This window comes from Flavobacterium shii (assembly GCF_025847235.1).
In the GTDB taxonomy this organism is placed as follows: Bacteria; Bacteroidota; Bacteroidia; order Flavobacteriales; family Flavobacteriaceae; genus Flavobacterium; species Flavobacterium shii.
In genome coordinates this window covers 1-24,706 of the sequence record NZ_JAOZEW010000039.1, presented here as the reverse complement: position 1 = coordinate 24,706, position 24,706 = coordinate 1, and the positions used below count along the sequence as shown (strand labels likewise).

General features: G+C 32.7%; 20 protein-coding genes. 14 read left to right on the top strand and 6 right to left on the bottom strand.

What is annotated here, in order from left to right; genetic code table 11:
* Positions 1–306: 306 nt before the first annotated feature.
* Positions 307–1,500 carry an ADP-forming succinate--CoA ligase subunit beta gene (sucC, locus tag OIU83_RS22985; protein ID WP_264208610.1) on the bottom strand — a complete coding sequence of 398 codons (1,194 nt, stop codon included), beginning with the start codon at positions 1,498–1,500 and terminating at the stop codon, positions 307–309.
* Positions 1,501–1,917: 417 nt separating this feature from the next.
* On the opposite strand from sucC, the gene gltB reads away from it, so the two are divergent.
* The 13 genes from gltB (at position 1,918) to OIU83_RS22920 (ending at position 17,063) form a co-directional block, all read left to right on the top strand.
* Entirely contained in the window at positions 1,918–6,432 is a 4,515-nt protein-coding gene (gene gltB / locus OIU83_RS22980) for a glutamate synthase large subunit (RefSeq protein ID WP_264208609.1), read from the top strand.
* Positions 6,433–6,541: 109 nt separating this feature from the next.
* Positions 6,542–7,996: a glutamate synthase subunit beta gene (locus OIU83_RS22975; RefSeq protein ID WP_264208608.1), complete on the top strand. Its 1,455-nt coding sequence runs from the start codon at positions 6,542–6,544 to the stop codon at positions 7,994–7,996.
* A gap of 269 nt (positions 7,997–8,265) precedes the next feature.
* Positions 8,266–9,489, top strand: a complete 1,224-nt coding sequence (lysA, locus tag OIU83_RS22970; protein ID WP_264208607.1) for a diaminopimelate decarboxylase — start codon at positions 8,266–8,268, stop codon at positions 9,487–9,489.
* A gap of 268 nt (positions 9,490–9,757) precedes the next feature.
* Positions 9,758–10,147 carry a helix-turn-helix domain-containing protein gene (locus OIU83_RS22965; protein WP_264208606.1) on the top strand — a complete coding sequence of 130 codons (390 nt, stop codon included), beginning with the start codon at positions 9,758–9,760 and terminating at the stop codon, positions 10,145–10,147.
* A gap of 284 nt (positions 10,148–10,431) precedes the next feature.
* Entirely contained in the window at positions 10,432–11,163 is a 732-nt protein-coding gene (locus OIU83_RS22960; protein WP_264208605.1) for a hypothetical protein, read from the top strand.
* On the top strand, positions 11,163–11,939 hold the full coding sequence (locus tag OIU83_RS22955; RefSeq protein WP_264208604.1) for a toxin-antitoxin system YwqK family antitoxin: 777 nt from the start codon (positions 11,163–11,165) through the stop codon (positions 11,937–11,939). The genes OIU83_RS22960 and OIU83_RS22955 overlap by 1 nt, the downstream gene beginning before the upstream one ends.
* A 66-nt stretch (positions 11,940–12,005) precedes the next feature.
* The gene (locus tag OIU83_RS22950; protein ID WP_264208603.1) at positions 12,006–12,347 is read left to right on the top strand and encodes a hypothetical protein; all 342 of its coding nucleotides are present in this window, start codon (positions 12,006–12,008) and stop codon (positions 12,345–12,347) included.
* 13 nt (positions 12,348–12,360) lie between these two features.
* Entirely contained in the window at positions 12,361–13,128 is a 768-nt protein-coding gene (locus tag OIU83_RS22945; protein ID WP_264208602.1) for a toxin-antitoxin system YwqK family antitoxin, read from the top strand.
* A 129-nt stretch (positions 13,129–13,257) separates the two neighbouring features.
* On the top strand, positions 13,258–13,599 hold the full coding sequence (locus tag OIU83_RS22940) for a hypothetical protein (RefSeq protein WP_264208601.1): 342 nt from the start codon (positions 13,258–13,260) through the stop codon (positions 13,597–13,599).
* Positions 13,599–14,369 carry a toxin-antitoxin system YwqK family antitoxin gene (locus tag OIU83_RS22935; RefSeq protein WP_264208600.1) on the top strand — a complete coding sequence of 257 codons (771 nt, stop codon included), beginning with the start codon at positions 13,599–13,601 and terminating at the stop codon, positions 14,367–14,369. Before OIU83_RS22940 ends, OIU83_RS22935 begins: the two co-directional genes overlap by 1 nt.
* A gap of 272 nt (positions 14,370–14,641) precedes the next feature.
* Positions 14,642–15,004, top strand: a complete 363-nt coding sequence (locus tag OIU83_RS22930) for a hypothetical protein (RefSeq protein ID WP_264208599.1) — start codon at positions 14,642–14,644, stop codon at positions 15,002–15,004.
* 210 nt (positions 15,005–15,214) lie between these two features.
* Entirely contained in the window at positions 15,215–15,610 is a 396-nt protein-coding gene (locus OIU83_RS22925; protein WP_264208598.1) for a VOC family protein, read from the top strand.
* A 265-nt stretch (positions 15,611–15,875) separates the two neighbouring features.
* Positions 15,876–17,063 carry a hypothetical protein gene (locus tag OIU83_RS22920; protein WP_264208597.1) on the top strand — a complete coding sequence of 396 codons (1,188 nt, stop codon included), beginning with the start codon at positions 15,876–15,878 and terminating at the stop codon, positions 17,061–17,063.
* Between the two features lie 71 nt (positions 17,064–17,134).
* Here the strand turns inward: OIU83_RS22920 and pafA are convergent, their stop codons facing one another.
* The 3 genes from pafA to OIU83_RS22905 form a co-directional block, all read right to left on the bottom strand.
* Positions 17,135–18,754 carry an alkaline phosphatase PafA gene (gene pafA / locus OIU83_RS22915; RefSeq protein WP_264208596.1) on the bottom strand — a complete coding sequence of 540 codons (1,620 nt, stop codon included), beginning with the start codon at positions 18,752–18,754 and terminating at the stop codon, positions 17,135–17,137.
* 124 nt (positions 18,755–18,878) lie between these two features.
* Positions 18,879–19,346, bottom strand: coding sequence for a DUF1456 family protein (locus OIU83_RS22910; protein ID WP_264208595.1), 468 nt, complete (start codon positions 19,344–19,346; stop codon positions 18,879–18,881).
* Positions 19,347–19,416: 70 nt separating this feature from the next.
* Entirely contained in the window at positions 19,417–20,427 is a 1,011-nt protein-coding gene (locus OIU83_RS22905; RefSeq protein WP_264208594.1) for a dipeptide epimerase, read from the bottom strand.
* A 50-nt stretch (positions 20,428–20,477) separates the two neighbouring features.
* On the opposite strand from OIU83_RS22905, the gene OIU83_RS22900 reads away from it, so the two are divergent.
* Positions 20,478–20,888 carry an excinuclease ABC subunit B gene (locus OIU83_RS22900; protein WP_264208593.1) on the top strand — a complete coding sequence of 137 codons (411 nt, stop codon included), beginning with the start codon at positions 20,478–20,480 and terminating at the stop codon, positions 20,886–20,888.
* Here OIU83_RS22900 and uvrB read toward each other — a convergent pair.
* Both uvrB and rlmF read right to left on the bottom strand, forming a co-directional pair.
* The gene (gene uvrB / locus OIU83_RS22895; RefSeq protein ID WP_264208592.1) at positions 20,885–22,876 is read right to left on the bottom strand and encodes an excinuclease ABC subunit UvrB; all 1,992 of its coding nucleotides are present in this window, start codon (positions 22,874–22,876) and stop codon (positions 20,885–20,887) included. The two genes, OIU83_RS22900 and uvrB, sit on opposite strands and share 4 nt — an antisense overlap.
* Positions 22,877–23,652: 776 nt before the next feature.
* Positions 23,653–24,615: a 23S rRNA (adenine(1618)-N(6))-methyltransferase RlmF gene (gene rlmF / locus OIU83_RS22890; RefSeq protein ID WP_264208591.1), complete on the bottom strand. Its 963-nt coding sequence runs from the start codon at positions 24,613–24,615 to the stop codon at positions 23,653–23,655.
* Between the last annotated feature and the right edge of the window lie 91 nt (positions 24,616–24,706).

The window sequence follows — 24,706 nt, the reverse complement described above, 5'->3', positions numbered from 1 at the left end:
CCCTAAAATAGTTCGCAATAGATTCGTAAACGTTACGTAACGAGCTTTTTGATAATGTATTTCATTATTATCTTGAGTAGAATGTATTTTGAGGTCTACAAGTAATAATTTTAATCTACTTTGTACTTGTTATTTTCATTGTAATAATTAAAATTAAGGCTTTAAAATAAGTGTTATGGATATCTGAAAAGAGTTTGATTGGATGAGTCTAATAAAAATTATCTGTTATATAGGCATAAAAAAACCTGCTCGATTGAGCAGGTTTGATATTTGAGATTCAAAATTGAAATCCTAATTTTATTTTTACTAAGAAAGTGCAGCTTTAACTTGGTCAGCAGCCTCTTGAAATTCTACTGCAGATAAAATTGGCATTCCAGAATTGTCAATTAGTTCTTTTGCAATAGCAGCATTTGTACCTTGTAAGCGTACGATGATAGGCACTTTAATGGCGTCTCCCATGTTTTTGTAAGCATCAACAACTCCTTGAGCAACACGATCGCAACGAACGATTCCTCCAAAGATATTAATCAAGATAGCTTTAACGTTTGGATCTTTTAAAATGATACGGAAAGCAGTTTCAACACGTTTAGCATCAGCAGTACCACCAACGTCAAGGAAGTTAGCAGGCTCGAAACCAGCATACTTAATTAAGTCCATGGTTGCCATTGCTAATCCTGCTCCATTTACCATACAACCTACAGTACCGTCAAGATCTACATAGTTTAATCCTACTTCTTTTGCTTCAACTTCGATCGGGTTCTCCTCACGAATATCACGCATTTCAGCATATTTTGGTTGTCTGTATAAAGCATTATCATCGATATTTACTTTAGCATCAACAGCCATAATTTTATTGTCTGATGTTTTTAAAACCGGGTTGATTTCAAACATAGAAGCATCAGAACCAATATAAGCATTGTATAATGAATTGATGAATTTAATCATTTCTTTAAAAGCATTTCCTGAAAGACCTAAGTTAAAGGCAATTCTTCTTGCTTGAAAACCTTGTAATCCTACAGCAGGATCAATTTCTTCTGTAAAGATTAAATGAGGTGTGTGCTCAGCAACTTCTTCAATGTCCATACCACCTTCAGTAGAATACATGATCATGTTACGACCTGTACCTCTATTCAATAAAACAGAAACATAAAATTCTGAAGTTTCGCTTTCACCAGGATAGTAAACATCTTCAGCAACTAAAATTTTATTTACTTTTTTACCTTCAGCAGAAGTTTGAGGTGTAATCAATTGCATTCCAATGATTTGTTCAGCTATTTCTTCAACTTGTTGTAAGTTTTTAGCCAATTTAACTCCACCACCTTTTCCACGTCCACCTGCGTGAATTTGTGCTTTTATAACGTGCCATCCTGTACCAGTCTCAGCAGTTAATTGTTTTGCAGCAGCTACAGCTTCAACCGCATTATTAGCCACAATTCCGCGTTGAATGCGTACTCCGTAACTAGCTAAAATTTCTTTTCCTTGATATTCGTGTATGTTCATAATATAGAATTTGTCTGGTTCTGAATTAATTTCAGAATAAAAGTGGCACAAAAATAGCAAAAATCAACTTTAAAATGAAATCTTTTTGGAATAAAAAGCAAGACTAATTTTGCTTTGCAGTTTGTTTAAAATTAATTAAAATTTTAAGTTAAATAATTGCGCAATGAATGTTAATTTAAAGACACTATATCGTTTGATATTTAACAAAAAATACTGCAGATTATGCTGTATAATTGGGATTTTGTCTCTAAAAAGGAAATTCGGATTATGATTTTGTCATTTGTGGGTGGGGTAAATAGTATTATTGACAATTTAGGATTGTTTTTCTATTATTAGTATAAAAATGTAAGTGATACTGTTTATTCTATACATTATATTTAACGGAATCTTTATTTTTGTAAAAAAAAAATATCAAGAATGAAAGTTAAAGAACAAGGGCTATATCTGCCCGAATTTGAACACGACAATTGTGGTGCAGGATTTATTTGTAATTTGAATGGTATTAAGTCTAATGACATCATTCATAAAGCATTGGATATCTTAATAAAATTGGAACATCGTGGTGCAGTTAGTTCTGATGGAAGAACTGGAGACGGTGCTGGAATTTTATTTGATATCCCACATGGTTTCTTTAAGAAAGTATGTGATTTTGAAATACCTGAGACACGTGAGTATGGAGTAGGAATGGTTTTTTTACCTAAGAGTAAAAATCAAGTTGCATTTTGTATGAATGCATTTGAAACAACCATTAAAGAGCAAAACTTAGCTATTTTAGGGTGGAGAGACGTCCCGGTTGATGTAAATAGTTTAGGAGAAATTGCAGCAGAAAAAGAACCGACCGTTAAGCAGGTTTTTGTTAGTAAAAATGGGCAAGATCTAACAGAACAACAATTTAACGCTAAGTTATTTGCAGCTCGCAAAATAGCAGAACATGCTGTCAGAAATTCTAAAACTTCTGAGAGTCATATGTTTTATTTTTCTAGTTTATCTACAACAACCATTATATATAAAGGTTTGTTGATGCCGGAAGATATCAGCGGATATTATACCGACTTAAAAGATACTGATTTAGTTACACGTTTGGCATTAGTACACCAACGTTTTTCTACGAATACGTTCCCATCTTGGGAATTGGCTCAGCCTTTTAGATATATGTGTCATAATGGTGAAATCAATACACTTCGCGGAAACATTAGCAGAATGAGAGCCCGTGAAGAATTGATGCAAAGTGATATTTTTGGAGATGATATTAAAAGATTATTCCCTATTATCCTAGAAGGAAAATCAGATTCGGCTTCTATGGATATGGTGGTAGAATTACTGTTAATGACAGGAAGATCACTGCCAGAAGCAATGATGATGGTTGTACCGGAAGCTTGGGAGAAACACCAAACAATGTCTGAAGATAAAAAAGCATTCTACGAATATAATGCTTGTATTATGGAACCTTGGGATGGGCCAGCTTCGATTCCGTTTACCGATGGAAATGTAATTGGTGCTTTACTCGACAGAAATGGATTGCGTCCTTCTCGTTATACTTTGACTAAAAGTGGTTTTGTAATCATGTCATCAGAGATTGGTGTTCTTGATGTTAATCCGGAAGATGTGGTACAACACGGTCGCTTGGAGCCAGGAAAAATGTTCTTGGTAGATATGAACGCAGGGCGTATTATTGAAGATGATGAGATTAAAAATGCTATCGTAACAAAACGACCTTATAAAAAATGGCTTAATGATAATTTATTGCCATTAGCGAAGGTACCTTATACTAACAATCCGACTCCTATCGAGAGTATTGATTTTGAAACAAGACAAAGATTATTTGGTTATACAATAGAAGATTTAAAAACAATAATTAACCCAATGGGATCTCAGGGAGCAGAAGCGATTAGCTCTATGGGTAATGATACTCCATTGGCAGTTTTGTCCGAGCAACCACAGTTATTGTATAATTATTTCAAACAATTGTTTGCGCAGGTAACCAACCCACCTTTGGATGGTATTCGTGAAGAAATTATCACAGATATTAGTTTAGCGGTAGGAGGAGATTTTAATATTTTTGAAATTGAATCAAAACAATGCAAAAAATTAAAAATCCAAAATCCAGTTATCTCTAAAGAGGATTTGGATAAAATCAAGAATATAGATCACGCAGATTTTAAAACAGCAACAATTTCTACTTTGTATAAAATAGAAAAAGGAGTAAATGGTCTAGAGCGTGCTTTAGAAAAATGTGTTCAGGCAACTTTTAAAGCTGTAAATGAAGGACATAATATCATCATCCTATCAGATAGAGGAGTGAGTAAAGAATTAGCGCCAATACCTATGTTATTGGCTTGTTCTTATATACATCATTCTTTGAATATCTTACAGGTTCGTTCTAAATTCGGAATTATAATTGAATCGGCAGAACCACGTGAGCCACATCATTTTGCATTATTATTTGGTTATGGCGCTAGTGCTATCAATCCTTATATGGTAAATGAGATTATACATAATCAGGTTGAGGAAGGTTTTATTACTGGAATAAAAGCCGATTATGCTATTGCAAATTATAATAAAGCTATTGCAAAAGGTATTCTTAAGATTATGAATAAAATAGGTATCTCTACATTACACTCATATAGAGCTGCACAGATTTTTGAAATCTTAGGATTAAATAAAACTTTTTCAACTAAATATTTCCCATACACACCATCTCGAATAGAAGGAATCGGTTTAATGGAGATTGAAAAAGAAGTAAAGAAAAGATACCAAAAAGCATTTCCAAATTCTAAAATTGCCAATTTATTGCCATTAGAAATTGGAGGCATTTACAGATGGAGAAGATCAGGTGAAAAACACATGTTCAATCCAACTACAATTGCCAAGTTACAACAAGCAGTTCGCTTAAACAGTCCAGAAAGTTATAAAGAATACTCTGACATGGTCAATGAGCAAAGCTCAAACCTTATGACAATTAGAGGTTTATTTGAATTTAATAACTTAGATCCAATTTCTATTGATGAAGTAGAACCTTGGACAGAAATTGTAAAAAAATTCAAAACAGGAGCAATGTCTTATGGATCTATTAGTAGAGAAGCACATGAGAATTTAGCAATTGCAATGAATAGAATTGGCGGAAAAAGTAATTCGGGAGAAGGAGGAGAAGACCCTAAACGTTTCCAGAAAGAAATTAATGGTGATTCTAGAAATAGTGCTATCAAGCAAGTTGCTTCAGGAAGATTTGGTGTTTCTATCAACTATTTGACAAATGCTAAAGAGATTCAAATAAAAATGGCTCAAGGTGCAAAACCTGGAGAAGGAGGACAATTACCTGGTGAAAAAGTGGTGCCTTGGATTGCAGAAACAAGAAATTCAACACCTTATGTTGGGCTTATTTCTCCACCACCTCACCACGATATTTATTCTATCGAAGATTTGTCTCAATTAATTTTTGATTTAAAAAATGCCAATCGTGAAGCACGTGTAAACGTAAAATTAGTTTCAGAAGTTGGAGTAGGAACCATTGCTGCTGGTGTTGCAAAAGCAAAAGCCGATGTGATTTTGATTTCTGGTTACGACGGAGGAACTGGTGCTGCACCATTAACATCTTTACAACATACAGGTATTCCTTGGGAACTTGGTTTGGCGGAAGCACAACAAACTTTAATCTTAAATGATTTAAGAAGTCGTGTAGTATTAGAATGTGATGGTCAGTTAAAAACAGGTCGTGATGTAGCTATTGCAGCTTTATTAGGAGCTGAAGAATTTGGTTTTGCCACAGCGCCACTTGTAGCTTCAGGATGTATCATGATGAGAGCTTGTCACTTAAATACATGTCCAGTTGGTATTGCGACACAGGATCCAGAATTAAGAAAAAATTTCAAAGGAACTCCAGAGCATGTAATCAACTTTATGTATTTTATTGCAGAAGAGTTAAGAGAAATCATGGCACAATTAGGATTCAGAACTTTAAAAGAAATGGTTGGGCAATCACAAAAATTAAATGTGAACAAAGCTATCAAACATTATAAAGCTAATGGATTGGATTTATCTGCTATTCTTTATAAACCAGAGAAAGCTAAAACAGTTCCGAATCACAATACTACAACACAAGATCACGCATTAGAAAACGTATTGGATTTCGCAATTATAAAAGAAGCAATTCCTTCTATTTATAGAAAAGAAAAAACAAGAGTTAATTTTAAAATTAAGAATACAGACCGTTCTGTAGGTGCAATTTTAAGTAATGAAATTTCAAAAATATATGGTGCCCAAGGATTACCTGAAGATACTATATTAGTCGATTTTGAAGGTTCTGCAGGACAAAGTTTTGGAGCATTTGCTACCAACGGATTGTCATTTAAAATTCACGGAAACTGTAATGATTATTTAGGAAAAGGACTTTCTGGAGGAAAACTGATTATTAAAGTTCCACCAACAGCAACTTTCAAACCTGAGGAAAATATTATTATTGGTAACGTTGCTCTTTACGGAGCTATTACAGGTGAAGCATACATTAATGGTATGGCCGGAGAACGTTTTTGTGTGAGAAATTCTGGAGCAACAGCAGTTGTAGAAGGAATTGGAGATCACGGTTGCGAATACATGACCGGAGGAACTGTTGTTATTTTAGGTAAAACCGGAAGAAATTTTGCTGCGGGTATGAGCGGTGGTGTTGCTTACGTTTACGACAAGAATAGAAAATTCGATTCTACATTATGTAACATGGAAATGGTTGCATTTGATCCAATGGAAGAAGATGATTTTATCAAGTTAAGACGTTTAATCAAAAACCATTCGTTATACACAAATAGTCCTTTAGCAAAAAGACTTTTGGCCGACTGGGAAAACGAACAGGAACATTTCATCAAAGTAATGCCAACAGATTATAAAAAGGCATTACAAAGAATAGCAGAAGAGAAGCAAATTGAAGAACTAATAGCTTAATAAAACATCAATTTCAAAAATCAATTTCAATGGCAATGTCTTCCTCATCGTCCCGAGACCTTGGGAGAAGGATTTGGAATTTTAAAAATTGGAATTTAATTAAAAAGTCATGGGTAAGATAGGTGGATTTAAAGAATATAATAGAGCAGACGAAAGTAATATCGCTGTTAAGGAACGTATCTCAAACTATAATGAGTTTACGATAACCTTAGAAAAAGATAAGATTAAAGAACAAGGTTCAAGATGTATGGATTGTGGTATTCCGTTTTGCCACAGTGCATGTCCGTTAGGGAATTTAATTCCAGATTTTAACGACATGGTACATCAGGAAGAGTGGGAGAGTGCATTAAAAATTTTGCAATCAACAAATAACTTTCCTGAATTTACAGGTCGTTTATGTCCGGCACCATGTGAGAAATCATGTGTATTAGGAATTATAAAAGAACCAGTTGCGATAGAAAATATCGAAAAGAATATTATCGAAAGAGGTTTTGCTGAAGGTTGGATTAAGCCACAACCGCCAAAAAAGAGAACTGGAAAAACAGTTGCAGTTATTGGTTCAGGTCCAGCAGGTTTGGCAGCGGCACAACAATTAAACAGAGCTGGTCATACCGTTACAGTTTTTGAAAGAGACAATGCAATAGGTGGATTATTACGTTACGGAATTCCAAATTTTAAATTAGAAAAAGGAATTATCGACAGACGTGTAGTAATATTAGAAGCCGAAGGAATTGTTTTTAAAACCAATGTAAATGTTGGTGTTAATTATAGCATCGAAGAATTAAATGCATTCGATTCGATTGTTTTATGTGGGGGAGCAACCGAAAGAAGAAGCTTACCAACAAAAGGAATCGAAAGTAAAGGTGTTGTTCAGGCAATGGATTTCTTAACACAACAAACAAAAGTTTTATTTGGAGAAGAAATTCCAAACCAAATAAAAGCTACAGGTAAAGATGTTATTGTTATTGGAGGTGGAGATACAGGATCAGATTGTATCGGAACTTCAAACAGACACGGAGCAAAATCGGTTACTAATTTTGAGATTTTGCCTAAACCACCAGTTGGAAGAAGCGAATCTACACCTTGGCCATTTTGGCCGTTGCAACTTAAAACATCATCTTCTCATGAAGAAGGTTGTGACAGAAACTGGCTAATTAATACCAAAGAGTTTCTTGCTAACGAAAAAGGAGAATTAGTAGGTTTAAAAACTGTTGAAGTAGCTTGGAAAATGACACCGGGACAACGACCAGAACTTATAGAAAAAGAAGGATCAGAGAAAATTTGGCCATGTGATTTAGCCTTATTGGCGCTTGGATTTACAGGACCAGAAAAAACATTAAGCGATCAATTAGGACTTCAGGTAGATATGAGAAGCAATTACAAAGCAACAAATTATCAAACAAATGTTCCTCATATTTTTACAGCTGGTGATATGCGCAGAGGACAATCTTTAATTGTATGGGCAATCTCCGAAGGTCGCGAGGCAGCAAGAGAAGTAGATTTATATTTAATGGGATCTACAAATTTACCAACAAAAGGAAGCGGAGACTTACCAAGTCTATAAACCAACAAACAACACAACAAAAGAAAACCCTTGAATGTTATTTGTTCAAGGGTTTTGCTTTTAGGAGCTAAGATTGTAAGACAGTAAGGTTCAGAGGTTTTTTCTAAAAAAAAAACGTAGTAACTTAGCAACTCAGAACCTTAGTAACAAATTTTTAATATTGCGCACAAAATGTTTGTTTTTAAACAAATTGTTATAATTTGTTATTATTTTACGTTTTATTGGTGGGTATTCAAAAGAGTAATAAATTTGTCAAAAATAGTTTAACAATGCAATCAAAAGATTTACTGCAATTAGCAGACCAATTTGGAAGTCCATTATATGTGTATGATGCTGAAAAAATCCAATCACAATACAACAGGTTAACTAAAGCGTTCTCTAAAGTAGAGAATCTTAGAATTAACTATGCCATGAAGGCCTTGTCTAATGTTGCAATACTTCAGTTGTTAAAGGATATGGGGTCTGGATTAGACACAGTATCTATTCAAGAAGTATTACTAGGACTTCACGCTGGATATGAGCCTGAAAGAATATTTTATACACCAAACGGAGTTTCTTTAGAAGAAATTGAAGAAGTTGCTGCAATGGGTGTGCAAATAAACATCGACAACTTATCTATTCTGGAGCAATTCGGAACCAAATATCCTAACACACCAGTTTGTATTCGTATCAATCCGCACGTAATGGCGGGTGGAAATGCTAATATTTCAGTGGGACATATCGATAGTAAATTCGGAATATCAGTACATCAAATCCCTCATATATTAAGAATTGTCGAGAATACAAAAATGAGTATTGTAGGGATTCACATGCACACAGGATCAGATATTTTAGATATCGAAGTATTCTTGTATGCTGCCGAAATCTTGTTTGATACCGCAAAACACTTCAAAAACTTAGAGTTTTTAGATTTCGGAAGCGGATTTAAAGTACCTTATAAAAAAGGAGATATCGAAACGGATATTGAAGAATTAGGTAAAAAACTATCAAAAAGATTTAATTCTTTCTGTGCGGAATACGGGAAAGATTTAACGTTGATTTTTGAACCAGGAAAATTCTTGGTAAGTGAGGCAGGTTTCTTCTTAGCAAAAGTAAATGTTGTAAAACAAACAACATCAACTGTGTTTGCAGGAATCGATAGTGGTTTTAATCACTTGATTCGTCCAATGTTTTACGGTTCACAACACCATATCGAAAACATCTCAAACCCAAAAGGGAAAGAGCGTTTTTACTCTGTAGTAGGGTACATTTGCGAAACAGATACCTTTGCTAACAACCGTAGAATCCAAGAAATTACCGAAGGTGATATTCTTGCTTTCAGAAATGCAGGAGCTTATTGTTTTTCAATGGCATCAAACTATAATTCAAGATACAAACCAGCAGAAGTTCTTTGGATGAACGGACAAGGAATCTTGATTAGACAACACGAAACATTCGAAGATTTACTTAAAAATCAAATTCCGTTGCCGCAAGAAGTTGCAGCAACAGTTTAAAATAAAAAGAGAGTCATCAATTTTAAATATCCCGTTTCATTTTTGAAGCGGGATATTTTTGTTTTATATTGACTCCAACTGTCAGACAGAACGAGTACAGATTGCAAATGCGTACTATCGAAGCTTAAAACAATATACAGTAAATTTTTCCATCAGAAAAAACGTATTTTTGTTCTGTGCAAAAAACACATAAAAACCGTATCGTACCAAAAAGGTATGTTTTTTACCAACACCAATTTTTCTCAATAATTTTAAATATCTTTGAATTATGAGCACAGCAACAAAACCAAAACATATTGGCAGAAATATTAGCCGAATCAGAGAACTTCGAGGGATGAAACAAGAAGCACTTGCTCAGGCAATTGGTTCAAATCAGCAAGCTATCTCTGGTATTGAAGGAAGCGAGGAAATTGATGCTAAAAAACTCGCAGAAATTGCAAAAGCACTTGGAGTTACCGTAGAAGCACTTGAAAATTTTTCTGAAGAAAACGTGTTTAATTATTTTAATACTTTTCATGAGTCTGTTTCAGGAAGCTTTATAACAAATAATTCTTGTACATTCAATCCTCTTGATAAAGTTGTTGAACTTTACGAGCGTTTAGTTCAGGCTGAAAAAGAAAAAGTAGAATATTTAGAAAAATTATATAAAGGGAAATAACCTATTATAAAGATATATTAATTCCAAAAAAAGAGACTTGTGTCTCTTTTTTTTATTTTATTATTAATTGAAGTTGTAACGATTAAGACCTTTTGTATTAATGTAATGCTTTTGTATCTTAGGTACGGGCATAGAAAAGAATTTCCACGCTATTTTTGAGCATATCCGAGGGATGAGGTTAACTATTGATTTTTAAGTATGTAAATAATTGAAAGTAGGCATTGTAAGTTAAATAATTTATGCGTATCATTGTTAAAAAGAAGTAATAACTTACAATAATTATTATGTTTAGACACTTTGAGTCAGAAAATTACTTTCATAAAGATAATGCAGATCTTGGGCAGTATTCGTCGTATGCAGCTTACAACAGAGATTTATTGCGTTTGGTTGATTTTTATGGACAAACACCATTTGATTGGTACAGAAATAAAAAAACAGGAGAATTAATCTGGCTTGACGGACATGCCAAAATTGACCATTATTCTAATTTAGGACATACCTGGGGGAAAACATTTATTAATGGTAACAGATTATTATTGGATGGAGAGACCAAACTAATAACCTATAACGGAGAAATTATTCATAATTTTAGTAAAAAAAAGAAATCATCATTTTTTAGTGGAGGATTTGCATTTTCTGACGGAGGAAACTATCAAGACCCAAGCTCCTTGCGCAGAGGCGGAAGAGATGTTACATGGATTGATTTTGGAGGTGCATTTGAAGCTCTTATTACTATATTAGGTTTTGAAACGAAAGGTAGTACATCAAGAGGAAAAGGAACAAACGGAGGAAAACCAACTTATGAAAATAAAATGGAAGATGGGATAAATGCAACTGATTTTGGTGCGAGTGCTACAAAAGAATTTATTACAATTTATGATAAATCCACTAAAAAAGGAAAACATAATTTGCCTAAAAAAAATGAAATGATACAAATTGATTATAATTCGACAACACAGAATAGAACTTGGATAAGTAAAGAGGAATTTGAATTACAACAAAAAAAGAAGAAATAATGAAAATATATAAGATTACGCTTTTGATGTTATTTGTTGTAATAGTTGGATTTCTAATAATATTTTTCAGCTATAATGACGAAAAAATTTATGTCTTAAAAAAATATGACTCCAAGACAAAAAAAACGATTACAATGGAATATTTACTTAAAAATGGTGATACTGTTTTTCATGGCAAATGTAATTACTATAATGAAAATGGACGTAAAATATCTGAGGGTAATTTTGTTAATGGTCATGTTGTTGGAAAAGTCACTAATTACTATGATAATGGTAAGATAGAATCAATAATTTATTATAAGACAAATGAAATTAAAGAAGAAAGTACTTATTATAGTTCAATTGGTCTGATAGAAAAATACATTATATATAATGACTTAGGAAATCCTTCCTTTAAAATTAATTATAGTAATAGGAGCGTACGAAGTTATGATGGTCATCCTTTATTAGAAATCTATCAATATAAATTTAGTCACAAAAAGCAATTTAACATTCAGACTAATCAGACTTTAAGTGTTGGTGATACTTTAAAATATAAATATTTATTAGCAGAAATTCCTTATTCAAAACGTACTTTTAAGATAGAAAATTTAAGTATTGACAACACTAAAGTTCAAAGAATTATTAAAAAGAAATTTCCAGTAGGTATTGATGTTGATGAAGTTTTAACAAAAAAAGGAGTCAATACAATACGAGCTATTGTTAAATATGAATTTAATGATGAAATCGTTCCAATTCTAAATGATACAATTTCTTTTGAAGTAAATGTAAATTAATGAGAGAAATAGAATGATAAAAAATGTAAGTTTTTAAATTTATGATTTTTAAATCCCTCAAATTCATTGCGCAGAGGCGGAAGAGATGTTACATGGATTGATCTTGGAGGTGCATTTGAAGCTCTTATTACTATATTAGGTTTTGAAACGAAAGGTAGCACTTCAAAAGGAAAAGGAACAAATGGAGGAAAACCAAGATTAGAAAACAAAATTGATGATGGGATAAATGCAACTGATTTTGGTGCGAATGCAATAAAAGCAGGGAAATCTGTAAAAGAAGAAGCAAACAAGGAAGAGACAAAAAAAGAGAAAACTCAAATGATTCAAACTGTTAATGATTCTAAAAACCCCAATAAGAATGTGCAGGTGAGAAGTGACATCTTAGAAGCACAACAAAAAAAGAAATAATGAAAAAGAAATAATGAAAAAGAAATATATAATAATAGTGTTTTCTGTGATACTTGGTTTGATAGTCTTGCTTTTTTACTTTAATGTTGATAAAGTATATACTTTAAAAGAATATAGTTCAACGGGGAAATTAATAGGAACAAATGAATACGTAATTAAGAATGGCGATACAATTCTGCATGGGAAATTTATAAACTACGATGAAAAAGGGATTAAAATTGCAGAGGGACAATTTGTTGATGGTCACATAAAGGGAAAATGTATTTATTATTATGATAATGGTAAAGTAGAAACAATACAATTTAAAAACGGTAAAATTACAGAAGAAAGTATCTATTACAATCAGGATGGCTTAATCGAAAATTATACTATGTATGATGATTTTGGTAAATCTTCTTTTATTATTAGTTATGACGAAAAAGGAGTAAGGGAATACAAAGGTTATCCTCTATTAGAAGTTTACCAATATATGTTTACTCATAAAAAGCAATATAATATTAAAACCGAACAAGTGTTAAAAGTTGGTGATACCTTAAAGTATCAATATTTACTAGCTAATTTACCGAATACTAAACGTAATTTTAAAGTGGAAAATATGAGTGCCGATAATGAAAAGGTTAAAAGAACGATAAAGCATAACCCACCAACAAAGGTTAACGTTGAAGAAGTTTTAATAAAAAAAGGAACAAATATAATTAGAGCAATTGTTAAATATGATTTTGAGGATAAAATTAGTCCTGCCTTTAACGATACAATTTCTTTTGAGGTTAATGTTAATTAGTCTAAAAGGCTGCGATAAAAAACGAAGTAAATTATAATAAATGCCTTATGAAAATATCATACGGCATTTATTTTTATAAAATAAACTAGCTCTCTCTGAAAAACTCAATACTATCAAGATCCAAGCTCCTTGCGCAGAGGCGGAAGAGATGTTACATGGATTGATTTTGGAGGTGCACTTGAAGCGCTTGTTGCTATATTGGGATTTGAAGTAAAAGGAAGTACTTCCAGAGGAAAAGGAACTAATGGAGGAAAACCAACAATAGAAAACAAAGCAGACGATTTTATGACTGCAACTGATCATGGTGCGAATGCAATAAAAGCAGGAAAATCTGTAAATGAAGAATCTGATGAAAAACTCTCAAAAACAGGTCAGACAAAGATGGTTCAAATTGTTAATGATCCTAAAAATCCAAATAAAAATGTGCAAATAAGAGAAGACGTCTTAAAAGCACAACAAAAAAAGAAATAATGAAAAAGAAATATATAATAATAGTACTCCTTGTGATACTCGGTTTGATAGTCTTGCTTTTTTATTTTAAAGAAGAAGAAACCTATATTTTAAAGAAGTATAGTCCAGAAGGGACATTATTAAGAACAAAAGAATATGTTATTAGAAATGGTGACACAATTTTTCACGGAAAATTCATAAGTTATAATGAAAAAGGAATTAAAATTAATGAAGGTCAGTTTGTTGATAATGAGCCAAATGGAAATTGTTTCTATTATTATGATAATGGTAAATTAGAATCTCTTTTTTATCGGAAAAATAGTAAAATTAATCTGGAATGTACTTATTATAATCAAAATGGTTTAATAAACGAGTACATAATGTGTGATAGTCTTGGAAGAACTGCTTTTATTATCGAGTTTGATAAAAAAACAGTAAAAATGTATGATGGTTATGCAACATATCCTGTAAATCAATATAAAATTGAAAAAGAAAAAAAGTATGAAATCTATACTCGAGACACCTTAAAAGTTGGCGACACTATAAGATATAACTACTTAGTAGCTAATATACCCAATGCTAAAAGAACTTTTAAAATAGAAACAGTAGGTATTGATAACTCAAAAGCAAAAAGAATTATTAAAAGTAAATTACCCGCAGAAATTATTGTTGAGGAAATTTTAACTCATAAGGGGCTCAATCGAATCAAAGCAATAACCCAATACACATTTAATGATAAAGTTACACGAGTAAAAAATGATACTGTTTCTTTTGATGTTAATGTGAATTAATGCTCAGGTTAGTTGAGACTCTCAACAAAAAGAGGGATAATGAAAAGGAAATACCGACTAATACTCATTGTAATACTTGGTTTGATAGTCTTCCCGCTCGTGAGAATAAATTACTTAAATGATTATGATAACAAGCAATAGATTATGGGCACTAGCGAGACGTTCGCGTTAACCATGAAATATAGATTCGCAATATTAATTATCAAGTCTAACCTAATCTAAGCTTCATTTTTAATTTGTAATTTCGGCGAATCAAAAAACATAAACAAAAAATGAAATTACAAATACGCATTCTGATTTATTCAATGTTATTCTTTACATATAGTTTTTCAACTTCTTTTTTACTTTCATTGGGCGAAAAATTAAAAGATCATAGATTTATAACTTTAGGCTGTGGTTTTCTTCTTATCAATCTAATTTTCTCTTTTTTGATACTAAAATGGAAGCCTTTATTAAATATTGTATGCTCTTTTATAATTGCTTCTTTGGCTCTATTTTTAGCATTGAAGTTTGGAAATTTACATTTGTTTTCAAAATATGATCCTTACGGAATTAAAACAGCATTAATGGGCTACGCTTTTCTTTCGATTTTATTTTGGGAAATTGCTTATCAAATAAAAATTAGGAAACAATAAAAGTAAAACCTTATAGAATATTAGGCGCACTGGCGTCTCTACGGACTTGGATTGAGATGAAATAATGTTTCTATTGAGTAAGGATTTATTATAGAGGTACGCAGCAGTGGGCTCTGTTTTTATAATTTATTAATTTAAAAATGCATAAATTTATTGTACGATTAATTATTTAATATTCGGAATTAAATCTAATTTTTTAAAATGTATCTTATGAAAACTAAAAAAATATGGGCTAATTTAGGAGTTGAAAATTTAGAAAGAACAACCAAATTTTACAGCGAATTAGGTTTTAAACGGAATGGTCACAATACTTCTAGTGAACTAACAAGTTTTATTTTTGGAGACGACAATTTTATAATTCATTTTTTTGTAAAAGACAGATTTAAGTGGGCTGTCAATGCTGAAATGGCAGATTTAAAACTTGGAAATGAAATTATATTTTCACTTTCGGCTGAAAGCAAAAATGAAGTAAACCAATGGCTAGCGATTGTTGAAAAGGCTGGAGGCAGAATTTTCGCCGAGCCACAAGATTATGGGAAAGGATATTTCTTTGGGTTTTCTGATCCAGATGGTCATAAATTTAATGTTTTGTATTGGCCCGAATAAAATAAGGTATTTGATTAAATACTGAATAACGGACTGCAATACGTCTCTATGTAAATAATAAAGGTATAATCTAGACCCGATGGGAACGATATCCTTTTCCTTGTAATCCTGACGGAGGAAGGATTTCAAGAAAAAGATTTAGTGTACAGCGGGACAGAAGGTTATTATGGAAATGAAAGTTTCTGCTTCTCAAATTTAAAATCGTGATGCTACTTAATCTCAATTAATCTAAAACAGATATATTTGCACCATTAAATTAATAAGGATGCAAAAAATCACAATACTCTTTTCAATATTATTCCTGACACTTTCGTCATGTGGTGTAAAAACTACCCAATCGATGGTAAGCGATGGTAATTATGATGGGGCAATAGACCGTGCTGTAGAAGCATTAAAGACTAAAAAAGATTCTAAGGGAAAACAAGATTATGTGTATTTGCTGGAAGAGGCTTTTGCAAAAGCGAAAGACAGAGATTTGCGCAATCTTGATATGATGGCCAAAGAAGCAAATCCTGCCAATATAGAGCGTGTTTATAATACTTACATGCAATTAAATAACCGTCAGGAGAAGATAAGACCTTTGTTGCCATTGCAATTATTGAAACAAGGAAAGAATGCCTATTTTCCGTTTGATAATTATTCGGAGCAGATTGTAAGCAGTAGAAATTCATTATCAAAATTTTTATATGAAAATGCTTCGGCTCTTTTAAAATCTAATAATAAGCTAGATTACAGAAAAGCGTATGATGATTTTTTCTATTTGGAAAGCATTAATCCGGGATATAAGAATGTGAAAAAATTGATGGATGAGGCTCAGTTTAAAGGAACTGACTTTGTAGATGTTTATGCCAAAAACGAAACTAATATGGTTATTCCTAAACGACTTCAGGACGATTTATTAGATTTTAGCACGTATGGATTAAATGATAAATGGACTGTTTACCATAGTGTTAGACAAAAAAGTGTTGTTTATGATTATAGTTTGATTATAAATTTTAGAGAAATATTTATTTCGCCGGAACAAATAAAAGAAAAAGAGTTTATTAAAGAAAGACAAGTCAAAGACGGTGTAAGAACTCTTTTGGATGGTAGAGGAAGACCTGTAAAGGATAGTTTGGGGCGTGAAATAAAAGTGGATAATTATAGAACGCTTCGTGCGAATATATATGAGTTCAGACAATTTAAATCTTGCCAAGTAACTGCTAAGGTTGATTATGTTGATTTAAAAACAAACCAGTTAATGCAATCATTTCCTGTAAGCAGCGAATATGTTTTTGATTATGTTTATGCTACATACAAAGGGGATAGAAGTGCTTGCGAAGATAGTTATCTTGGATATTTTAATAAACGTGCTGTTCCATTTCCTAATAATGAACAAATGGTCTATGATACTGGCGAGGATCTAAAAGCTAAGCTCAAAGATATTATCGTTCGAAATAGATTTAGAGGATAAACTCAATATTTGGATAATAAAAAAGGCTGTATTTTTATAAATACAGCCTTTTTTATGCGTTAAGAGGAAGATTATTTTTTGTCTAAAACTTCTTCAAGAACATTTGCTTCTGTTCCATTCGGGAACGTTACTTTTATTTTTTGAGCAATTGTTGGTGCAATTTGGGTAATCACTTTTTTATTATATGATTCTCCTTTTTTAATATGCCATCCGTAAAAAATTGCAGGAACATGTGTATCATAAGTATAAGGTGTTCCATGTGATGTTCCTGTTCCCATATATTCGATATAACCTGGCTTGTCCAAAACTATTAAATCTCCGTTTTGAGTTACATCATATCCTTTTACAATAAAGTTTAAATAGTAATCATTACCAGTAGCATTTAATATTTCTTCTTCGGTATATACTCTTTTTACGTAATCCTGAGTCATTAAATACTCTTTGAAAGCTTGTTTTACTTTAATCAATTCTAATTTTTTAGTTTTGATGATTTCTTTGTTAAAGAATAAATTGAAGTTTGAATAATTTAAAACTAAATCTGCACCAAAAGTTTTTACTGAAAAATCGGTCAGATTTTTACGGATGTCTTTTGGGCTAATGCTGTTTACGTTGTATTTATTGTCTTTAAGATAATTCACGTTTTCTGCTCCAGCATGATCTGCTGTTAAGAAAAGTAGGTAATTATCTTTACCAACAGTTTTGTCAAGGTAAGCCAGGAAATCGGCAATAGTTTGATCTAGACGTAAATAAGTATCTTGAAGTTCCATAGAACGTGGTCCTAATAAATGTCCAACGTAATCTGTGGATGAAAAACTAACAGTTAGGAAATCAGTAATATTATCTTTTCCTAATTCTTCTTTTTCGATTGCTTTCTTAGCAAATTCGGCTAATAAGTCATTTCCGAATGGAGTAGAACGAATAACTCCTGCATCATTTTTATCATACATATCTTTTAAGTTGTATGGAAAAACTGGTGCAGTACTATTGTATAATTTTCCTTCGTATGGATTGTTATCCGGTAAGCTTTTACTAGTATAAACAGCAAGAGGTTTGTAAAGGTCCCAACCTTTGTTTATGTATGGTAAATAACGTTTCTCGCTATTAAATTCTGTTACCCAATCAGGTAATTTATCTCCGTAAAAAGTACTTGAAATAAATGATCCCGTTTTGCTATACCAAAAAGCCCAATTGGCAAAGTGTCCAGCTGGTAAAATTGCTCCACGATCTTTAAGACTCACACCAATTACTTTTCCTTGAAAATTGGTAGACATTCTTAATTCATCTGTAATTGTAGTACTTAATAAGTTTTTTGGAGACATTGCGCCTTCTTCCTTTGTACCGTCACCTACTGTTGCCACTCCGGCATCATCAGTACAATACATTTGTTTTCCTAATTTTCGGCTAAACCATTCGTTACCTACAATACCGTGTGTTGCAGGAGTTGTACCAGTATAAATAGAGGCATGACCAGGTGCAGTGTAAGTTGGCATGTAGTTGTAATGCATGTTTTGAAACGTGTATCCATTGTCCATAAGCCTTTTGAAACCATTTGGTGAAAAGTCATCTGAAAACCGATACAGATATTCCATTTTCATTTGGTCCACAACAATACCAACTACTAGTTTTGGACGGTCTTGTGCATTTATTTGGGTAATGAATACGAATGCTAAAAATAAAATAAGTTTTTTCATGTTTTGATATCTAATTTTAGACAAAAATACTGATTCAAATTCAAAAAGAATTCAGAATTGAGATTGAAAACATAAAAATGGTTTACTTTAACATAATTGGCAAAAAAAAATCCTAAGTGTGAGCTTAGGATTTTTTGTTTTTACCAAAATTGAATTTTACTTTTTCAACTACTTGCGTTTTTGGATTTGACTTACTGTTATTTTTTTTGAAAGGTTTTTTAGCAGCAGTTCCAGATTTAGATGGTTTTTGATCTCCTCTAGATCTTTCTTCATCTTTTGGCTTTGCTTTAAACTCGGGTCTTTCTTTAGTGCTATCTTTAGCAGGGATTTCTGCTTTGTGTTTCGCTAAAACGTCATTAGGGTTTTTAGGATTTTCTTTTGTTCCTCTTAAATGAATTACTAATCCGTTTAAGAAGTTACGCAATACCTGATCGCCACATTCCATATAGTTCTCATGATCTTCGGCTCTAAAAAAAGCACCCAACTCTGATTTTGAAATTCTAAAATCTACCAATTCTAATATTTCAACTATTTGGTCGTCACGAAGCATTAAGGCTACGCGTAGTTTTTTTAGGATATCGTTATTTGTCATCGTTTAATTTTTTACAAAGGTACGTTTTAAAAGTAATTGAATAGTCACTTTACTTATATTGAAATTGAGATTAATATAAGATAACACCTGTTCCATTACCTTCGGCATATTTTATTTCTCCATTTTGTATTATAACTCCACTTGCAATGTCTTTTTCTAATAATAAGGCACCGTCCATATCGACATAATCGAGTTCAGGTAATAAATGCGCAATTGTCGAAATTCCTACTGTAGATTCGGTCATACAGCCTACCATTGTTTTTAATCCCAATTGTTTTGCCTCATGAAGCATTCGTCGTCCAGGTGTGATACCACCACATTTCATCAGTTTTATATTTACGCCGTGAAAATGATTATGGCATTTGGCAATATCACTTTCTATAATACAGCTTTCATCGGCTACAATTGGCAAAACCGAATGTTTAAAAACTTCTTGATGTCCTTTCCAATCATCTGCTTTAAGTGGTTGTTCCAGGAATTCGACTCCTAGTTTTTTTAACTCAAAGGCATTTTTAATAGTTTCATCGACATTCCATCCACAATTGGCATCGATCCTAAAAATAGCATTGCTATGTTTCCTTAATTCGGTTACAATGGCAATATCTTCGGGAGTTCCTAGTTTTATTTTATAAATCGGCCACGGTAATTCTTCCATTTTTAAAACCATTTTTTCGATAGAATCAATTCCGATGGTATAATTGGTCATTGGATTATTTTTGATAGAATAATTCCATAGTTGGTATAGTTTTACACTTTTTTTTCGGGCATACCAATCATTATAGGCATTGTCTAAGGCGCATAAGGCAAATTTATTTTGGTGTAATAATGGGGTTATTTTTGCCCAAAATTCTTCGGGAGTTTCATTCTCGATAGCTTCAATTATTGGACGAATCTTTTCGATATCATTTTCCAGTATCGGAATAGAAATATTATAATATGGATTTGATGTTGCCTCACCAAAACCCGAGAATCCATCTTTTTTTAATTCAACGATTACGGTCGGTTGAAAATCAATTGTTTTTCTTGAAATCCTAAATGTATGTTTTAATTTAAGATCGTATGCTCTGATAATTAATTGCATTTCTGATGTTTTTGTATTTTAAATTTAAAAACAATATTTTAGCTAAAAATATGAATTTGATGAATACCGATGCCGAAAAAATAAGTTTACTTTTAGAGTTAATATCTTTCTCGACTGTAGATGGAGAATTACATAAGAGGGAATATGATTTTTTGTGGCTGGTTGCTCGTGAATTAAATATCGATGAAGTTACTTTTAAGGATTTGTTCCATCAGGAAGTTCCTCCATTGGTTATAAAATCGGAGTTTCAGCGTATTCAGCAATTTTACAGATTGGCTTTAATCATGTACTGTGACGGGATATTGCATAGTAAAGAAGCCAAAGCAATACAGCAAATCGCGATTGATATGGGATTAAATCCTGTAGCGACGAAGCGTATTCTTAATTTAATGAAGAATGCACCAAATGCAATAATTGACCCTGCAGTATTATTGAAAATTTTTCAGGAACAGCACAATTAAGACAATTGTTCTTGGAGTTTTTTAATATCATCGCGTAATTTTGCCGCCTGAAGAAAGTCTAAATCTTTTGCTGCTTTTTCCATCGATTTGCGTTTTTCTCGAATCATTTTTTCCAATTCTGCTTTGGATAAGTATGCTGTGTCTGGCTCGGCTGCAGCACTCAATGTATGACCTAATTCATATTCTACCAATGGGTTTTTGGTAAAAGCACTATCAATTTTTTTGTTTAATGCTTTTGGCACTTGGTTGTTTTCGAGGTTGAAATTAATTTGTTTTGTACGACGATAATTGGTTTCATCGATAGTTTTTTGCATACTTGCTGTAATCTTATCAGCATACATAATTGCTTTTCCGTTAAGGTTTCTTGCTGCACGACCAATAGTTTGAGTTAATGATCTGTGGCTACGCAAAAATCCTTCCTTATCGGCATCAAGAATTGCTACCAATGAAACTTCGGGTAAATCCAAACCTTCACGAAGTAAGTTTACTCCAATTAAAACATCAAAAAGTCCTTTTCGTAAATCTTGCATGATTTCGATACGTTCCAGAGTATCTACATCTGAGTGAATATAACGACAACGAATATTTACTTTGGTCAGGTATTTGGCTAATTCTTCGGCCATTCTTTTGGTTAAAGTGGTAACTAATACACGTTCATCTAACTCGCAACGAATTTGGATTTCTTCGATTAAATCATCAATTTGATTTAAACTAGGGCGTATTTCGATAATTGGATCTAATAATCCTGTTGGTCGGATTACTTGTTCTACAACTACACCATCTGTTTTTTGTAATTCATAATCAGCCGGAGTTGCCGAAACATAAATTACCTGATTTTGCATGGCTTCAAATTCTTCAAATTTTAATGGACGGTTGTCCATTGCAGCAGGTAATCGGAAACCATATTCTACAAGGTTTTCTTTACGACTTCTGTCACCTCCATACATAGCATGAACCTGAGATAATGTTACGTGACTTTCATCGACAACCATTAAATAGTCATCGGGGAAATAATCAAGTAAACAGAACGGTCTTGTTCCTGCTTCTCTTCCGTCCAGATAACGGGAATAGTTTTCGATACCTGAACAATAACCCAACTCACGAATCATTTCTAAATCAAAATTGGTACGTTCTTCCAATCGTTTGGCTTCAAGATGTTTTCCTATTTCTTTAAAATAATCGACTTGTTTAACCAGATCTTGTTGTATTTGCCAAATTGCTCCTTGCAGAACGTCTGGGGATGTCACAAACATATTGGCAGGGTAAATAGTAAGTTTGTTGAATTTCTCAATAACCTGAGAAGTTTTTATATCAAAGGATTCTATCTCCTCAATTTCATCTCCAAAAAAATGAATTCGATATCCATCATCTGCATAACTAGGATATACCTCAACAGTATCTCCTTTTATTCTAAAACTTCCAGGATTAAAATCGGCTTCGGTTCTGGAATATAAACTTTGTACCAGACTATGTAATAATTTGGTTCTCGAAATAACCTGATCTTTTTCTATTGCAATAACATTTTTCTGGAATTCTACAGGATTTCCGATACCGTATAAACAAGAAACGGAAGCTACGACTAATATATCACGTCGTCCTGAGAGTAGGGAAGATGTTGTGCTTAAACGCATTTTTTCCAACTCTTCGTTAATAGATAAATCTTTCTCGATGAATACTCCAGTTACAGGCATGAAAGCTTCTGGCTGATAGTAATCGTAATAGGAAACGAAATATTCTACGGCGTTGTTGGGGAAAAATTGCTTGAATTCTGAATATAATTGTGCTGCCAATGTTTTATTGTGTGCCAAAACTAAAGTTGGTCTTTGTACTTCCTGAATAACGTTGGCAACTGTAAATGTCTTTCCTGAACCAGTTACTCCAAGGAGGGTCTGGTATTTTTCACCATCAATTATTCCTTGAGTCAATTTTTCAATTGCTTGCGGTTGATCTCCTTTTGGACTGTAATCTGAGGTTACTTGAAAATTCATTTATTTAATTTAGAATTGTTGGGATTGTAAAGTTACAAAGTAAAATCTTAAATTGAAATTTGTGACTAAAAAAGGTTCTGAGTAACAAAGGCACAAAGGTTTTTATTTCTATCTGACTCTTTGCGAAAGAAACGCGGATGAGACAGATTCGCTAAAGCGAAAACACTGATAAAAACGGATTTTTTATCTGCGTTACTTTATGAATGTTTAAGTTAGCAATTCCGAAGCTTTGGGATGAAATTTAATTAATCATTTTAATTTGTGGCAAAGGAATTAACAGCAAAGAGTGAGCGAAAGATTTCTCCAATCTTGTCACCCTGAGGGACGAAGGGTCTCCACAAGAGACTAACATCAACGTATCCCTAATTGTCGAGTTACTCGCGGAGATTCTTTCCTACGTCAGAAAGACAAATTTGCGTTTAAATCCTAGAAACTTATTCAAAATGAACCTCAAATAATGAGTAAAGATTCTCTCCAATCTTGTCACCCTGACCCCGAGTCGAAGAATTGGGAGAAACTCCATAATCTTTGTCGAGCTACTTGATGAGCCCTTTCCTACGTCAGGGTGACAAGATTGCGGTTATTTGCACGCAGATTAAACAGATATAAGTTTTTTAAATTAGAGAAATTAGAATAATTCGTGGTGTAATTTTTAACCGCAAAGTTACCTTCAATTAAATTTAAAAGTATTAAAAAGCAAATGATTATAGTGTTAACTTTTTAGTTATATCTTTCATGATTACAATGTTATGAGAAAATATAATAATCAGTTATATTTAATTTTCACTTTTAAAACTCCATTTACTTTGTTGTGCTTCGGTAAGGAAAGACCATGCTACAATACGACTTGTTTTCTGACCTTGTGCCATATCGATTGTTTTTACGATTGAAGCATTTACTTTATTTATTGTTTTATAGATACTAGACAAGTTTTCTCTTTTAGATACTAGTGTTGTAAACCATAAACATTGCATTGGGTATTTGGCACTTTCGTAAATCATTTGTGTTATAAATCCAATCTCTCCACCATCGCACCATAGTTCGGCATTATGACCTCCGAAGTTTAAAACTGGTGCTGCTTTTCTATTTGCTTTTGGATTTAGATTTGTTACTTTTCGAACGGCACTTTTATTAGCTTCTTCTGATGAAGAATGAAAAGGTGGATTGCAAATCGTGAATGTAAATTTATCTTCGGGCGTAATTATATTTTTGAATATAAAGCGAGATTCTGTTTGTTGTTGTAAACTGATAAAATCTATTAGCTCAGGATTGGCTTCGATTATTTTGCTGCAATTTTCGATTGCTTTTTCATCAATATCGGTTCCCACAAAGCTCCATCCATAGGCTGCATTTCCTAATATAGGATAAATACAATTAGCACCAACGCCTATGTCTAAACCTAAAATTGCCTCGCCTTGCGGAATAACTCCATTATTTGTTGTAGCTAATAAATCGGCTATGTAATGAATGTAATCAGCTCTTCCGGGAATTGGAGGGCAAAGATAATCTTTGGGGATGTCCCAATTTTGGATGTCGTAATAATGAATTAATAACGCTTTATTAAGTGACTTCACAGCTTCGGGATTACTAAAATCAATCGTTTCGATACCATGCTCGTTTATAATAACGTGTTTTTTTAATTCGGAACAATCTGCGATTAGTTGTTCGAAATCATAACGCAAACGATGCGGGTTTCTAGGATGCAGACTTGTTTTCTCGGAGTTGTTTGTAGTTTTCATTTTCTTAATTTCCATGCAAAGGTACGCATTCCTAGTTTGGAAATATGTGTAGTAGTACTTATGAAATAATTTGGCATAGCCCCGATGGAAA